The sequence below is a fragment of the Streptomyces sp. NPDC002566 genome, assembly GCF_042889585.1.
In the GTDB taxonomy this organism is placed as follows: Bacteria; Actinomycetota; Actinomycetes; order Streptomycetales; family Streptomycetaceae; genus Streptomyces.
On the sequence record NZ_JBIARD010000007.1, the window covers coordinates 304,761 to 318,672 of the forward strand.

The following is a 13,912-nucleotide window of genomic DNA, read 5'->3' on the forward strand; positions in this document are numbered from 1 at the left end:
GGGATGCCCGATGCAGCGCTGCTCATCATCGACATGCAGAGTGCCTTGCTCGACGACGCCTACCAGGCCGGGAGTTGCCTGCGCAGGGTCGCCGGCCTCGCCGAGCGGTGCCGCTTCGCCGGTGTGCCGATCGTCTACCTGCGGCAACGGCTCCACGACCTGCCCGCCGGTCGGACCGACGCCGACATCCATCCCGTCTTGGCGCCTCGGACGGGCGATGTCGTGCTGGACAAGGACAGCGCGGACTCCTTCCTCGACACCGGGCTCGGCGATCTGCTGGAGGAGCTGGGAGTACGTCGGGTGATCGTCACCGGTTTCGCCACCGAGTACTGCGTCGACTCCACCAGCCGCAGTCTGCTCTCGCGTGGTTACGACCTCGTGCTGGTGTCAGACGGACACACCACGCCGGAACGCCCGCTCGATGCCGCGCCGTCGGCCGCGCAGGTCATCGCCCATCACAACACGACGTTCTCGGACATCCAGTACGCCGGGCGCTCCATCACGGTCACACCGGCCGCGCAGCTCCGCTTCGAAGCGGCACGGGCGAGTTGAGGGAAGCGACCGAGCACCGTTCATACTGCCGGCGCTCCGGGTTGCCAGGAGTCACTGGATGCTCCAGCGGTGTGGATGCTCAGGGTTGCCGGGGCAGGCGAAGACGTTGAGTTCGCCCCAGCGGCCCACGGTGACCTCCGTGGGAGTGGCGTGCCGGCGACCGGACCGGCTCCGGTCCTCCAGCGGTTTCCAGCTGCCGCTGCCGCCGTCCCATTCCGAGCTGTCGATGGTCAGCAGCAGTTGCATGGGGGCCGTGCAGGTCAGGCAGTCCATGGGGTACGGGTCGGTCGCGTGCCAGGAGGCGAAGCCGCCCACTCGCCAGCCCGGCGGGATGGAGAGGTCGTACTGGTAGGCGTACGGCTCTGTCGTGCCGTCGTCCTCCGTCTGTTCGGCTTCCTCCTCGAGTGCGTCTTCCCAGGCGTCGATCCGGGCGCACAGTTCCTCGGGCAGGAGCCCGGCGAACGGGTAGGTGACCACTTGCTCCGGGTGCAGCACACATGGCTCGGGCACGAAGCCGTCGGACCCGACGACCAGCGGCTGCGGCGGCGTGGTCAGCACCTCGCCGACCTCCCATGACCGTCGCCGGCGCAAGTGCAGGTTCAGGTCGTACCGGCTCGGGCCGTGCGCGTTGAACGGGCACCAGAACACCTGAAGCAGATCGCAGTCGTCCGGCCCCGCCGGCAGGTCGGGCACGTCCCGGCGGTACAGCTGCGCGAGGCCGATCATCGGCAGCGGGTCGGTGTCGGAGACCCCGGGGATCCGGTGCTTCCGGCTCAACTCGCCCAATGCCTCGCGTTCTTCGTCCGTCGGGCCGGGATCCTGCTCACGCTCCCACGCGGAAGCCAGGATCTGCCGGGAGCGGCGGATGTCGGCCGGGCGCAGGCCCCGCCCACGGCCGTGCGTCTCGCCGCACATCGGCCACGGTTCGTCCGCCGGCCACAGCATGGGACCGCCCACGGAACTCGCCGAAAGGCCTGGGGTGCCCGGCCGCGGATGGAGCCGGGTCGTCGTCCCCCGAAAGGCGGCCAGTTCCGGGAAGAGCGCCTCGACATCGAGCGGGCGCTGGGGCGTGGTCCTCGTCATGGGGGCGACCTTAGACGCCATTTCACTTGGCGTGATCTTGCGGCGGTCTGGGGCGGTGAGTGCTGCGCTTGTCGAGCTACGACTCTCCGCCATCTGCGCTGATCGTTCGCTTCACGCGGTGTCCGGCACCGCCTGGCCCGCATGGGCGTCGAGTCATCGCGACACCTGGGGCGGCACCGATGGGTCGTAGAGCGGACCGTGTCCTGGCTGTCAGGCTGCCGACGCCTGCACCGCCTTACGAGCGCAAGCCGGAACACTTCCTCGCCTTCACAGCCATCGCCGCGACCCCCCTATGTCGTCGCAGGCTGGCCAAGTGAAGTGCTGCAAGGCCGAAGTGCGCCGGATGGCCGACTTCATCACCGAGGTCGTCGCGCCATGCGCCGAGCGGACCGCCAAGAACGAGTGGGCCCGCCTCGTCTCTCACACCGTGCCGAACCATGCGTCTGCGAGTGCAGGCAAGGTTCCTTCGGCAGGTGAGGGCAGTTCTCTCATGTACCAGGGAAGGTGGCTGTACACGTGTAGCAAGGTGAAGGCCATGAGTTCATGTGACTCGAAGCTGTGGCCGTATGCCTCGGTGAGCCGAGACAACAAACCTGGATCGCCGCAGGTGACGAACAGGCCGACACCCACGAAGTCGTAGGCGCGGTCACCGATCATCGCTGGTTCGAAGTCGAACAGACCGGTCAGACGCCATCCGTCTGGGTCGACCAGGAAGTGTTGCTGCATGACCTCGGTGTGCAACAGGGAAGGCTGCGGGGTTCGTGGCAATGGAACCGAAGCGAGGAACTCCGGAATCTGTTCCAGCCAGGCCGGCGACAGTCCATGGGCGCGCTGCTGTTCCACCGCGCCGGCTCTCTGGCGGTCAAGAAAGCCGCCCCAGTCCTCGGGGCCGAGGACGTCCCGCAGTGGATCGGGGCTGAGGGAGTGCAACGACGCCAGGGTCTCACCGATCTCGGCGACGAGCCGGTCACGATGATTCCGGGGCACGTGCTTCCAGGAGTGGGCGAGGTTCTCGCCGCGGAGCCTGGACATCAGAACGTACTGCCAGCCGTTCTCGTATGAGCCGGAGGCTCGCACCACGGGTGTCGGCACCGGCAGTCGCCCCTGAACATGGGCGAGGACACGGCCCTCGGCCATTCCGTGCTGAGCAGCAGCTCCGGGGAAAAGCTTGAGCACGTGGTCGTCCCCCACCGCGTAGACCGGCTGGGACCCGTCAGGGAAGCGAACCAGTGAGGCGCCGGAGAGCCCGAGACGTGCACAGAGGTCTTCCACCCCAGGACGCATCACGCCCTCATCGGGGATGACAGCGTCCCGCTCATCATCCGTTTCCACCACAGGCAGCATGTCCGGGACCGTAGGTCACTCCTGGCCAGCCGGCAACGGAGTATCGCCGGCACCGTAGCCGAAGATGCCGGACGCGACGCATCAACCGCCGAGAAGCCTCAGGTCGGCATCTCCCTTCCGCTGATACGCAGTCTGCCTCACATCCAGCGGACCAGGAACCAGGCCGAACAGCGAATCGGCGACGGCGACCCTCAAGCCTGCCGCAAGATCATGCCAACTGAAATGGCGTCTCAGACGTCCGGCAGACCGGTGGCCGAGCACGGCTTTCGCCGGACCGTCGGCGCTTCATCGGAGTACGACGCGGTGTTGGGTGATCGTCGGATCAATCCAGAAGCAGCCGGGCGCAGTTGCGCGTCTGTTAGCGTGCGCCGATGGAAGATCTGGGAGTTGTGGACTGGCCGCCCGCGCCGGTCAAGAGCGAGCGGCTCGTGCTGCGGGAGTCCGAGGCGCGGGACCGTGCGACGTTCGTCGACCTGCTCGCCTCACCCGAGGTGCACACCTACCTCGGCGGTCCCCGCCCGCGGGACGAGCTCGAACGCGAGATGCCGGAGGTGCCCGAGCTGTGGCCCGGGAGTTTCGTCGTCGATCTCGACGGGACGATGATCGGCCACATCCTGCTCCGGAGGGCGACCGGGCACCGTCGCCCCGCCGCCGCGGGCAAGGCCGACCTCGGCTACCTGTTCCTGCCGCGGGCGTGGGGGTACGGGTACGCCGCCGAGGCGTGCGCGGTGGCACTCGGCTGGTTCGACGGCGTCCTTCCCGGCGAGCCGGTGGTGCTCACCACCCAGTCCGCCAACATCGCCTCGATGCGCCTCGCGGCGAAGCTCGGGTTCACCGAGGTGGAGCGGTTCGAGGCATGGGGCGCGGAACAGTGGCTCGGCATGCGGCCCTCGCCTGTGACGGTGAAGTCGGCGGCGGCGCCTACGGCTTGACGGGAGCCTTTGCGAAGGGCCCCTGTTCCGGACTGTGTTGTTGCATGGCGGTGAGCCGGATCGCGAAGTACCCGGCGGCGACGGCGGCCAGGACGTGGAGTCCGTCGGCGACGGCGTACCACACCACCCCGTCGCGCAGCGCCGAAAGGGGCGCGGCGGCAACGTCGTCGCCGCTCTGCGGGGTCGGGGCGGAGTGCCTATGATCGACGGCATGGCGCTCCGACCCGTTCACGTGATCGTGAAGGCCCTCGACCCTTCGGCCGTCGGCCGGTTCTGGGCGGAGGCGCTCGGCTGGAGCGCCTACAGCCCCGGCGTGACCACATACGTCGGACCGGCCGGCGGCCTCGTCTGGCCCGACCCGGTCGTCGTCGGCATCGACGTGGTCCCCGTCCCGGAGGCCAAGACGACGGCCAAGAATCGTATGCACCTCGACCTGGCCACCACCTCCGCGGCACATCAGGCGGAACTGGTCGCGCGCCTCAGGTCACTCGGTGCGACGCCCGTCGACGTGGGCCAGGGCGACGTGCCGTGGACGGTCCTCGCCGACCCCGAGGGCAACGAGTTCTGCGTGCTGGAGCCTCGGGAGGTGTACCGGGACACCGGACCCATCGCCGCGATCGTGGTCGACTGCGCGGATCCGCGGGCCATGGCCCGGTTCTGGGGCGAGGCTACGGACTGGACCATGCTTGAAGTCAGCGACGAGCAGGCGGTGTTGCGCTCCGCGAAGGGTGTCGGCCCGTATCTGGAGTTCCTCCGCGCACCCGATGTGAAGACCGTGCCGGACCGCGTCCATCTCGACCTGCTGCCGTACCCGGGGGACGACCCGGTGGCTGAGGCGGATCGGCTGCGGGCCCTCGGCGCCACCGACCTCGACGTCGGCCAGGGCGCCGTCCCCTGGACATGCATGACCGACCCGGACGGTCACGAGTTCTGTGTCCTCGCCCCGTCCTGACGGGTCAACTACTGTCCCTGCTCTGCGTCTTGGACGATCCTCAAGTCGAGACGGCTTCCTACTCGCCGGCGTCGAGGGCGCTCAGTCGAGGCAGAACTCGTTGCCTTCGACGTCCTGCATGACGATGCACGACTCGTTCTCCTCGTCGGCGAGCAGCACGCGTACGCATACCGCGCCGAGCGCGACGAGTCGTGCGCATTCGGCCTTGAGCGTGGCGAGGCGCTCCTCACCCACGAGTCCGGTGCCGACCCCTACGTCGAGGTGCACCCGGTTCTTGGCGACCTTCCCCTCGGGGACGCGCTGGAAGTACAGGCGCGGGCCGACACCCGAGGGGTCATGGCACGCGAACCAGGCTCCCTGCTCCTCCGGCGGCAGCGAGCGGGTGTAGTCGTCCCAGGTGTCGAATCCCTTGGGCGGCGGCGGCACGACGTACCCCAACACCTCGCACCAGAAACGAGCCACGCGCTCGGGGTCGGCGCAGTCGAAGGTGACCTGGAACTTCTTGATCGCTGCCATCGGGCCACCGTAGCAGCAGAACTTCACTGCTCTCTGCCTGCTCATCTCCCTTGCGAGCCCTTCCCGTTGGCCAAGTGACGACCTCTCGTTTCCCTCCGGTCAGCGGCGCAGTCGCTCCAGTTCGTCCGCGCGCCGGTGGTCCTTGGGGCGGCCCAGGGAGCGCCGCATCCGGATCAGGTCGTCCAGGGCGGCGTAGGAGACGGCGAAGCCAGCCGGGTCGTGGGTGGTGAGCGCGCGGGTGAGGCAGGGGGCGGTGTCCAGGCCGCCCCAGGGCAGCGCGGTCGTGCACAGGTCGCCGCCCGCGCCGGTCACCCGGTAGGCCGCCTGCGGCCGGTCGAGGTCCGGCAGTTCGGTGCAGCCGGCGGCGGTCAGGGCGGTGCGCAGGGCGTGCGCCTGCTCGGGCGTTCCGTCCCACAGCAGGTCGAGGTCGCCGGTCGGCTCGAGCGAACCGTGCAGGATGCCGGCGACCTGGCCGACGACCATCGCGCGTGAACCGGCTTCGTGCAGCGCCCGGAGGAAGGGGAACGGGTCGAAGCCGACCGCGCCGTCCGTGGCGAACGTCCCGGCGACGTCGTCGGCCTCCTCCAACGCCCGGCCGGTGGCGGCACGTTCACGGGCGGCGTGCTGGATACGGCGTACGGCCTGACGAAGTCGCAGAGCGGCAGTCTCGTTCACACGCCTCATTCAACCGCAGGTCACCAGTCCCGACTCGTAGGCCGTGATGACCAGTTGAACCCGGTCCCGAGCATCCAGCTTGGTCAGGAGGCGTGACACATGCGACTTGGCGGTGGCCACCGAGATGAAGAGGTCCTCGGCGATCTCGGAGTTCGACAGTCCGCGTCCGACCAAGGTCAGCACCTCCCGTTCGCGCTCGGTGATGCCGGCGACCGGACGCGGCGGACGGCGCGGGACCCTCTCGGGGCGTGCGACGAAGTCGGCGATGAGACGGCGGGTCACGCCCGGCGCGATCAGGGCGTCACCGGCGGCCACCACATGGACCGCCGCGAGGATGTCGTCCAGCGACATGTCCTTCACCGCGAAGCCGCTCGCGCCGGCGCGCAGTGCCCCGTAGACGTGGTCGTCCTCGTCGAACGTGGTCAGGACGAGGACGCGCGTGTCCGACCGGCCGGCTGTGATCCGGCGGGTCGCCTCGATGCCGTCCATGCCGGGCATGCGGATGTCCATCACCACGACGTCGGGGCTGAGGTCCCTGACCAGTTCCACGGCCTCGGCGCCGGTGGCGGCCTCGCCGACGACCTCCAGGTCGGGATGGTCCGCCATGATCACACGGAGGCCGGACCGCACCAGCGGCTGGTCGTCGGCGAGTACCACCCGGACGCTCATCGAACTTCCGCCGCGAGCCCGGCGGGGGCGGGCAGCGGCAGCCTGGCCGCCACCCGGTAGCCGCCCTCGGGGCGCGGGCCGGCGGTGATACGGCCGTGGAGCAGGGCGACCCGCTCACGCATGCCGACGAGACCGAAGCCGTGGCCCGAGGCGTCCTCGGTGAGGCCGCGCCCGTCGTCTGCGATCTCCAATGTCAGCTCCTCGTCCCCGTAGTCGATGGTCACCCTGCACCGTCCGGCGCCCGCGTGGCGGACGACGTTGGTCAGGGCCTCCTGCACGATGCGGTACGCGGACAGTTCGATCTCGGCGGGCAGGGCACGCTGCGCCCCGCTGCGGCGCAGGTCGACGCGTACGCCGGCGTCGGCGGTCGTCGCCGCGAGCTGTTCCACGTCCGCGAGGCCGGGCGCGGGCGTCGACGGTGGGTTCTCCGGAGGGGGCGCGCCCCGGCCGGCCCGCACGCCGCGACGGTCGCGGTCGGCCCCGACCGCTCGACCAGCCCGGCTCGCTCCCCGGCCCGCCCCCTCGACGTGGGCGACCCTGTCGGCCCTGACCGCTCGACCAGCCCCGCCATCCCCTTCCTCCCGGTCCGCCCGGTCCTCCCGATCCGCCCGGCGCAATGACACCAGTGTGCGGCGCAGGCCGGTCAGCGTCTGTCGGCTCGTCGTCTCGATGGCGCGCAGGGCCTCGCGCGCCTGTGCCGGCTGGGTCTCGATGACCCGGCTGCCCACGCCGGCCTGGATGGCGATGACACCGATGCTGTGCGCGACGATGTCGTGCAACTCCCTTGCGATGCGCAGCCGTTCGGCGGTGACGGCCTCGGCTACCTCCTGCGCGCGCAACGCGACCGCGTGCTCGCGGCGCTCACGGCTCAGCAGCCCCGCCATGCAGGACGCGGACAACGCCAGCAGGGCGATGACCGCGTGGACGACCAGACCGTCCCCGTGGGCGAAGAGGCCGATCACGAGGAGCTGCACGGTGAGTGTCACCGCCACGGCGGCGATCGCGGCCCGTCGAGCGGAGGTGGCGACGATGACGCCCAGGACGAGGTCGACCGCCAGGTACGACAGGAACTGGCCCTGGTAGGAGGCGTCTACGCCCGCATGGGCGGAGCTCGGGACGCCCGCGATGACAACCGTCGATCCGATGAGGGCGATGGCCAGAGCCGGCAGGGGCGTGCGCCGCACGACGCCGGCGAGCAGGCTCACGGCCAGCAGCGCGCCGACACCGTGGACCGTGCCGGACGCCCGCGGCGCACCCCCGATCAGCAGGCCGACCGTGAGGAGGTAGCACACGCCGCCGGTCCATGCTGCGGTCTTGGTTCTCGTCGCGGGGTTCACGCCGGGAGACTAACCGGCCGTCCTCCGCACGGCATCGGGCCGGGGACGTACGCCCACGGGTTGATCCCGGCGACGGGATTGCCGCCCTCGGCCCCATGCCCGGGCGAGGGCGCCTCGGCAGGCTGGTGCCGTGATCGAAGTCAGCGAACTCACCAAGAGATACGGCGACAAGACGGCCGTGGACCGTCTGTCCTTCACCGTGCGGCCGGGCCAGGTCACCGGCTTCCTCGGCCCCAACGGCGCGGGCAAGTCGACCACCCTGCGCATGATCCTGGGCCTGGAGGAGCCCGGCAGCGGTACTGCCACGGTGGGCGGTACCCCCTTCCGTCGCCGTCCGCGCGGACTGCGGCACGTCGGCGCCCTCCTCGACGCCGGGGAGGTCCACGGCGGCCGCAGCGCCCGCGCCCATCTGTGGGCTCTGGCGCGCGGCAACGGCATCGCGCGGCAACGGGTGGACGAGGTGCTTGCGGAGGTGGGGCTGAGCGAGGCGGCCGGGCGGCGCGTCGGCGGGTACTCCCTCGGCATGAGGCAGCGGCTGGGGATCGCCGCCGCGCTGCTCGGCGATCCGCCCGTGTTGGTGTTCGACGAGCCGGTGAACGGCATGGACCCGGAGGGCGTGCACTGGGCCCGGGGCCTGTTCCGGCGGCTGGCGTCCGAGGGGCGCACGGTGTTCCTCTCCAGCCATCTGATGTCGGAGATGGAGAACACCGCGGACCGGTTGGTCGTCATCGGCCGGGGTCGCCTCATCGCGGCCGAGTCCGCGGGCGAGTTCGCGGCTCGCGGCGCGCGCCGCGGTGTCGTGGTGAGCACGCCGCGGTCCGACGAGCTGGCGGCACTGCTGACCGCTGCGGGCGCCTCGGTCGAGCCGGAAGGCCCCGCGGGCTGCGGGAGGCTCGCCGTGAGCGGGCTGGCGGCGGACCGGATCGGAACTGTCGCGCTTGAGCACCGTATCCGAGTGGACGAACTGACCACGCGCACGGCCTCGTTGGAAGAGGTCTTCATGGAACTCACCGCCGACAGCGTCGAACACCGGGCAGGACAGCTCCGATGACTTCCCTCAACTCCCTTTCCCCGCAGCCCCTCTCCCCCAGCTCCCGCGCCCGGTTCCGTGACCTGTTGGCCTCCGAGTGGATCAAGACACGTTCTCTGCGGTCCACTTGGTGGACGATCACCCTCACCGTGGTGTTCGTCATCGGCTCCTCGGCCGTGGCGACCCTCGCGGACGGCACCTACGCCTCCGGGCGCGCGGTCTTCCTGCCCTACGTGTGCTATCCGCCGGCCGGTTACTGGACGCTGGCGCTCGTCTCCGTCGCCGGCGGGGCGCTGAGCGTCGTGAGTGAGTACGGCACGGGTCTCATCCGCGTCACCATGGTGGCCGTGCCCGCCCGAGGGTCGGTCGTGCTGGCGAAGGCGGCCGTCGTCGCCGCGCTGTGGACGGTGGTCGGTGCGGTGAGCTCCACCGGCTCGTTCGTGACCTCACAGGCCGTCCTCCACGCGCGGCACGCCGCGGTGCCGCTCACCGAGCCCGGAGTGGCGCGGGCGGCGGTGGCGTCCGCGCTCCTTGCTCCGGTCTGCGCGCTGGTCGGTCTGGGCTTCGGGGTGCTGCTCCGGTACGCCGCCGCGACCATGGTCACCAGCGTGTTCACGCTGCTGATGTTGCCTCCCATGTTCTCGGAGGGCGAGCGCTGGTCGGCGGGCGTCAACCATGCGATGGTGCTGTCCGCCTGGAAGCGCCTGATCCAGAACTGGCAGCCCGATCCTGATTCCTTGGGCCACACCGCCACCGTTTCCGGCTCGTGGGCCGTGTACGCGGTGTGGCCGCTGGTGGCTGTGGCGCTGGCCGTGGTCGTCGTACGGCGTCGCGACGTGTGAGCGTGGCATGCGCGGGCCGGTCAGCGCAGAGGGCCTTGTTCGTCGACGGACACGGTCGGCGTGGACAGGAACACGTCGGCCTTCACCGGGCCGTAGGCGATGTTGAACGTGTCGAGCCAGTACGACCAGCCCCGCATCCCCATCGCGCTGCTGAAGCGGTAGTTGAGCTGCCAGCGCACCCACTGGCCGGGAGCGAGCCGCACCGCCGGAGGGCGTCGCGGCCGGGGAGGCAGGCCGAACATGGGCTGGACCCGGGGGAAGACGCTGAGGCGTCCGTCGTCCTCCCGAAGCCGGACATCGACTTTGCGGCGATCCTCCTGGGCGGCGAAGGGCTCGAAGCCGTCACGCTCTTGCATCCGGATCACGTGTGCGGAGGTGCCGTTCCAGGCGTACGGGAGCACGAAGCCGACCGGCACCGCGTTCCTGCGCGAGGCGTCCTGTCCGCCGCGGGACTGCTTGGTCCACGACGTCCGTATCCACTGGACGGTGATCTCCAAGGCACACTCCCGCCGAGTCGTAGAGGCACTCACTTCATGTCCCGCTCTAGGTGCCGGTCCACCTTTCGGCGTTGTCGGCACGATCCTCCCATCCCCCGGTGGGACGCCCGGTGGCCAGGGCGGGCCCCCGCCGGTGCCGGGCGGCGGGGGTGGGGGGTTTGTGTTGTCGTCAGGCGGCCGTGGTCATCTGGGGGTGCTCTGCCGCGTCGAGCCATTCGATCAGTGAGGTGCGGGCGCGGGCGACGCGGGAGCGTACCGTGCCCACCGGGCAGTCGCTGATGCCGGCCGCCTCCGCGTAGGGCAGGCCCAGCAGTTGGGTGAGGACAAAGGCCTCGCGGCGGTCGGCGGGGAGCGCGTCCAGGAGTTCGGCGAGGGCGATGCCGTCGTCGAAGCCGGGCAGGTCGCGCGGCTGTGCGCGTTCGGCGGCCGACAGCCAGTCCTCCGTGTCCGACAGGCGGGGCCGGCAGGAGTGGTGGCGGAAGTTGTCGATCACGGCGCGGCGGGCGATGGACAGCAGCCAGGTGCGGGCCGAGGAGCGGCCCTCGAAGCGGTGCAGGCTGCCCAGGGCCCGCAGGAACGTGTCCTGGGTGAGGTCGTCGGCGGACTGGGGATCCGCGCCGAGGAAGGTGACGTAGCGGCGGACGTCGCGGTGCAGGGCGCGGACGAAGAGGTCGAAGGCGTCGGGGTCACCGCTGCGGGCGGCGAGCGCCCAGGCCGTGATCGAGGCGTCCGTCGACTCCCCGTTCCGGTCGTCGCGCGTCGAGGGCGGGGTCGTCGAGGACAGGGCAGGAGCGAGCACGTGGCGGCTCTCCTTCTCGGAGTCCCGGATGCGGTTCCGGGCCGGGGGCGCGCGGAGGCGAGCGGGTCGGCGGAACCGGTCACGGGTGAGGTGTGGTGGGGTGAACGGCCGTGCGCGGAAGGGCGCGGCCGGTGCCCGAGGCGGGAGCCGGTGGCTCGGCGTCTTCGTGGACGGCCTCGGGTGTCCGGCTGTCGTCAGGCGACAGCGGTCCCCACGGGTGGACCCCGGGAAGTGATGGCGCAGGTGAGGAGGAGTTCACGCGGTGCGCGGTCCGAGCGGGCCCGGCGGACGCGTACCCGTGGACGGTGCGGGGGCGCGGGCAGCCGGAGGATCAGGCGCAGCGGCGCCACGAACCAGCCCGCCAGCGACCGCAGGACGCGGAAGGCCGCGCGTTCGCCGTGGGCCAGCCACAGGCCGCACACCAGTGCGGCGAGCAGGTGGGCGGCGAGCATGCCGGTCGAGGACATGGCGCCCGTGCCGTGGTCGAGGGAGTGCACGGCGCCCATGTCGTGCATCGAGCCCATGGCGTGCATGGCGCTCATCGCGTGGTCCGTGCCCCCCGAGGACCCCGATCCCATCGGCCCCATGGGTCCCATCGAGGTCGTGGATCCCATCGAGGCGCCCATGGTGGACGTCGACGCGAGGTCGTGTCCCCCGCCCGGTCCCGAGGGCGAGCCGCACAGTGCGTAGCCGAGCCACCGCCGGGCGAGCGACGGGCCGCCGGGGGTTCGTGGCAGGGCGAGCGCCTGGGCGAGCGAGAACGACGAGTGGAGCGCGGCCTGAGCGGCGACCGTGAGGGAGGCGACCACGAGCGGCCCGCGCTCCCGGTCGGCGAGCCACCAGGCGGTGCCGCCGGTCGCCGCCACCGCCGCGATCGCGGCCCACCAGGGCACCGTGGCGCCGGACATCATGGTGTGGCCCAGGGACGCGAGCAGCACGCAGACGGCCGCGAACACAGCGGCCCGCAGCGCGCGTGAACACCGTCCCACCGTCATGGCGCCTCATCTTCTCAGCCCACGTCCGACGCGTCACGGGAAGGTACGGAATCGGCACCGGCGTCCGACTCAACGGGGCTGCGGTGATCCACACCACAGCGCGCGGGCGCTGCTTCTACGGCGGTGTGTCGCCGCGCGCCCCTTCCTGGCGTCGGACCTCGTCGAGATCGGCGAGCCGGTCCAGGCCGCGCACGGCACGGGCGGTGCGGTGGTTGCGCTCCAGCAGGGAGCGGTGCCGGTCGAGGAAGGCCCAGTAACCCGCCGTGTACGGGCACGCGTGGGCGCCCGTGCGGTCGCCGGGCCGGTGGACGCACGGGCCGCACAGGTCGCTCATGCGGTTCACATAGGCGCCGCCGGACGTGTAGGGCTTGGTGGTCATACGGCCGCCGTCGGCGTACTGGGACATGCCGACGACGTTGGGCACCATCACCCAGTCGTAGCCGTCGACGAAGCAGCGGTGGAACCAGTCCGTGACGGCGGCCGGGTCCCAGCCCCGCTGGAGGGCGTAGCCGCCGAGGATCATCAGGCGCGGGATGTGGTGGGTCCAGCCGGTGTCGCGCACCTGGGCGAGGGCCGTGCGCAGGCAGCGGGCGCGCACGTCGTCCGCGTCCAGGTCGCTCCACCAGTCGGGCAGCGGGGCGAAGTGGCGCAGGGCGTTGGAGTGGCGGTAGTCCTCGCCGAAGTACCAGTAGAGCTGCCACACGTACTCCCGCCAGCCGGCGATCTGGCGGACGAACCCCTCCACGCTGTTCAGCGGGGCGCGGCCCGCCCGCCATGCCGCCTCGGCCGACTCGACGCACTCGGCGGGGTCGAGCAGGCCCAGGTTGAGTGAGGACGACAGCAGACTGTGGCTCATGGCGGGGTCGGCGGCCAGCATGGCGTCCTCGAACGGGCCGAACGCGCCGAGCCGGTGCTCGACGAAGTGCCGCAGCGCCGTGCGGGCCTCTGCCCGGGTCGCGGGGAACAGGCGCGGCCCGTCGCGTCCGACGAAGGACACGTCGCCGTCCTTCTCCCAGAGGTCGAGGTCGTGGCGTACCTCGTCGTCCACGGCGTCCTCGCGCGGCCGGTAGGGGGCGGCGACCGGCAGCACGGCCGCGCCTCGGGGCGGAGGCCGCCTGTTGTCGTGGTCGAGGTTCCACCGGCCGCCCACGGGCTGGTCGCCGTCCATGAGCAAGTCGTGTCCGCGCCGGACCCAGCGGTAGAAGTCCTCCTGCCGCAGCCGTCGACCGCCGTGCCCGTCCGCCCATGTCGTGAAGTCGGCCGTGGGGACGAGGAATCCGCGCGCGGGACCCACGGCCACATCGGGCAGCGAGCGGACGAGGCGCAAGGCGGCGTACGAGGTCGGGTGGTGGACGGTCACCTCGGCCCCGGCGGCCACTCGTGCCAGGCCCTCGCGGTAGGTGTCGGCGCGTACGTAGGTGACCCGGTCGCCGAGTTCGGCCGCACGGTGGCGCATCGCGGAGAGCACGAGGTGGGCCTTGGCCCGGTGGAAGCGCCGACGCCGGAACACCGAGCGGGCCTCGATCATCAGCAGTGGTGTGTCGCGGGTGAGGCCGATGTCCTCGGAGGGCAGCAGGAAGTGCGGTCCGAGCTGGTCGCCGAAGAGCCAGTGCATGGGCGTTCCTTCCGTACGCGTCCGTCCTTCTCTTCGGCTCGGGCGGGGCCGCCGGATGCGGCACGCGCCGCCGA

At 71.2% G+C, this 13,912-nt stretch carries 15 protein-coding genes and 1 pseudogene; 6 read left to right on the forward strand and 10 right to left on the reverse strand.

The features are described from left to right. Positions 1–3 precede the first annotated feature (3 nt). Positions 4–552 carry an isochorismatase family protein gene (locus tag ACFYXA_RS28130; RefSeq protein WP_389037887.1) on the forward strand — a complete coding sequence of 183 codons (549 nt, stop codon included), beginning with the start codon at positions 4–6 and terminating at the stop codon, positions 550–552. A gap of 51 nt (positions 553–603) precedes the next feature. Here ACFYXA_RS28130 and ACFYXA_RS28135 read toward each other — a convergent pair whose 3' ends face one another. Then, positions 604–1,635 carry a hypothetical protein gene (locus ACFYXA_RS28135; protein ID WP_389037890.1) on the reverse strand — a complete coding sequence of 344 codons (1,032 nt, stop codon included), beginning with the start codon at positions 1,633–1,635 and terminating at the stop codon, positions 604–606. Between the two features lie 108 nt (positions 1,636–1,743). Here ACFYXA_RS28135 and ACFYXA_RS28140 point away from each other — a divergent pair. Then, positions 1,744–1,952 (forward strand): annotated as a pseudogene (locus ACFYXA_RS28140) (IS5/IS1182 family transposase); the annotation flags it as partial. 103 nt (positions 1,953–2,055) lie between these two features. Here the strand turns inward: ACFYXA_RS28140 and ACFYXA_RS28145 are convergent. Next, positions 2,056–2,979, reverse strand: a complete 924-nt coding sequence (locus ACFYXA_RS28145; RefSeq protein ID WP_389037893.1) for a phosphotransferase family protein — start codon at positions 2,977–2,979, stop codon at positions 2,056–2,058. A gap of 371 nt (positions 2,980–3,350) precedes the next feature. On the opposite strand from ACFYXA_RS28145, the gene ACFYXA_RS28150 reads away from it, so the two are divergent. Together ACFYXA_RS28150 and ACFYXA_RS28155 are read left to right on the forward strand one after the other, a co-directional pair. Beyond that, complete coding sequence (locus ACFYXA_RS28150) at positions 3,351–3,911, forward strand: GNAT family N-acetyltransferase (RefSeq protein ID WP_389037896.1); 561 nt, start codon at positions 3,351–3,353, stop codon at positions 3,909–3,911. 211 nt (positions 3,912–4,122) lie between these two features. Further along, the gene (locus ACFYXA_RS28155; protein WP_389037901.1) at positions 4,123–4,863 is read left to right on the forward strand and encodes a VOC family protein; all 741 of its coding nucleotides are present in this window, start codon (positions 4,123–4,125) and stop codon (positions 4,861–4,863) included. An 81-nt stretch (positions 4,864–4,944) separates the two neighbouring features. Here ACFYXA_RS28155 and ACFYXA_RS28160 read toward each other — a convergent pair whose 3' ends face one another. From ACFYXA_RS28160 to ACFYXA_RS28175, 4 genes are all read right to left on the reverse strand, one after another. Next, positions 4,945–5,379 carry a VOC family protein gene (locus ACFYXA_RS28160; protein WP_389037906.1) on the reverse strand — a complete coding sequence of 145 codons (435 nt, stop codon included), beginning with the start codon at positions 5,377–5,379 and terminating at the stop codon, positions 4,945–4,947. A gap of 99 nt (positions 5,380–5,478) precedes the next feature. Further along, on the reverse strand, positions 5,479–6,054 hold the full coding sequence (locus tag ACFYXA_RS28165; RefSeq protein WP_389037909.1) for a hypothetical protein: 576 nt from the start codon (positions 6,052–6,054) through the stop codon (positions 5,479–5,481). 9 nt (positions 6,055–6,063) lie between these two features. Beyond that, positions 6,064–6,723 carry a response regulator gene (locus tag ACFYXA_RS28170; RefSeq protein WP_389037912.1) on the reverse strand — a complete coding sequence of 220 codons (660 nt, stop codon included), beginning with the start codon at positions 6,721–6,723 and terminating at the stop codon, positions 6,064–6,066. After that, on the reverse strand, positions 6,720–8,060 hold the full coding sequence (locus ACFYXA_RS28175) for a sensor histidine kinase (RefSeq protein ID WP_389037916.1): 1,341 nt from the start codon (positions 8,058–8,060) through the stop codon (positions 6,720–6,722). The genes ACFYXA_RS28170 and ACFYXA_RS28175 overlap by 4 nt, the downstream gene beginning before the upstream one ends. 130 nt (positions 8,061–8,190) lie before the next feature. On the opposite strand from ACFYXA_RS28175, the gene ACFYXA_RS28180 reads away from it, so the two are divergent. Together ACFYXA_RS28180 and ACFYXA_RS28185 are read left to right on the forward strand one after the other, a co-directional pair. Then, a complete protein-coding gene (locus ACFYXA_RS28180) occupies positions 8,191–9,111 on the forward strand; it encodes an ABC transporter ATP-binding protein (protein WP_389037920.1) in 921 nt (306 codons plus the stop codon). After that, positions 9,108–9,932 carry an ABC transporter permease gene (locus ACFYXA_RS28185; RefSeq protein ID WP_389037923.1) on the forward strand — a complete coding sequence of 275 codons (825 nt, stop codon included), beginning with the start codon at positions 9,108–9,110 and terminating at the stop codon, positions 9,930–9,932. Before ACFYXA_RS28180 ends, ACFYXA_RS28185 begins: the two co-directional genes overlap by 4 nt. A 20-nt stretch (positions 9,933–9,952) precedes the next feature. On the opposite strand, the gene ACFYXA_RS28190 is transcribed toward ACFYXA_RS28185, so the two are convergent. The 4 genes from ACFYXA_RS28190 to ACFYXA_RS28205 all read right to left on the reverse strand — a co-directional run bounded on the left by ACFYXA_RS28190 (position 9,953) and on the right by ACFYXA_RS28205 (position 13,838). Continuing rightward, a complete protein-coding gene (locus ACFYXA_RS28190; protein ID WP_389037926.1) occupies positions 9,953–10,429 on the reverse strand; it encodes a hypothetical protein in 477 nt (158 codons plus the stop codon). 169 nt (positions 10,430–10,598) lie between these two features. After that, positions 10,599–11,228, reverse strand: a complete 630-nt coding sequence (locus tag ACFYXA_RS28195) for a sigma-70 family RNA polymerase sigma factor (RefSeq protein ID WP_389037929.1) — start codon at positions 11,226–11,228, stop codon at positions 10,599–10,601. A 194-nt stretch (positions 11,229–11,422) separates the two neighbouring features. Continuing rightward, on the reverse strand, positions 11,423–12,223 hold the full coding sequence (locus tag ACFYXA_RS28200) for a hypothetical protein (protein ID WP_389037931.1): 801 nt from the start codon (positions 12,221–12,223) through the stop codon (positions 11,423–11,425). 115 nt (positions 12,224–12,338) lie between these two features. Then, entirely contained in the window at positions 12,339–13,838 is a 1,500-nt protein-coding gene (locus ACFYXA_RS28205; protein WP_389037935.1) for a cryptochrome/photolyase family protein, read from the reverse strand. Between the last annotated feature and the right edge of the window lie 74 nt (positions 13,839–13,912).

Excerpts from the sequence above, each read along its gene's own strand:
- ACFYXA_RS28170 (WP_389037912.1), bottom strand. The coding sequence starts at position 6,723 with ATGAGCGTCCGGGTGGTACTCGCCGACGACCAGCCGCTGGTGCGGTCC.
- ACFYXA_RS28150 (WP_389037896.1), top strand. The coding sequence starts at position 3,351 with ATGGAAGATCTGGGAGTTGTGGACTGGCCGCCCGCGCCGGTCAAGAGC.
- ACFYXA_RS28200 (WP_389037931.1), bottom strand. The coding sequence starts at position 12,223 with ATGACGGTGGGACGGTGTTCACGCGCGCTGCGGGCCGCTGTGTTCGCG.
- ACFYXA_RS28160 (WP_389037906.1), bottom strand. The coding sequence starts at position 5,379 with ATGGCAGCGATCAAGAAGTTCCAGGTCACCTTCGACTGCGCCGACCCC.
- ACFYXA_RS28205 (WP_389037935.1), bottom strand. The coding sequence starts at position 13,838 with ATGCACTGGCTCTTCGGCGACCAGCTCGGACCGCACTTCCTGCTGCCC.
- ACFYXA_RS28185 (WP_389037923.1), top strand. The coding sequence starts at position 9,108 with ATGACTTCCCTCAACTCCCTTTCCCCGCAGCCCCTCTCCCCCAGCTCC.
- ACFYXA_RS28130 (WP_389037887.1), top strand. The coding sequence starts at position 4 with ATGCCCGATGCAGCGCTGCTCATCATCGACATGCAGAGTGCCTTGCTC.
- ACFYXA_RS28155 (WP_389037901.1), top strand. The coding sequence starts at position 4,123 with ATGGCGCTCCGACCCGTTCACGTGATCGTGAAGGCCCTCGACCCTTCG.
- ACFYXA_RS28145 (WP_389037893.1), bottom strand. The coding sequence starts at position 2,979 with ATGCTGCCTGTGGTGGAAACGGATGATGAGCGGGACGCTGTCATCCCC.
- ACFYXA_RS28135 (WP_389037890.1), bottom strand. The coding sequence starts at position 1,635 with ATGACGAGGACCACGCCCCAGCGCCCGCTCGATGTCGAGGCGCTCTTC.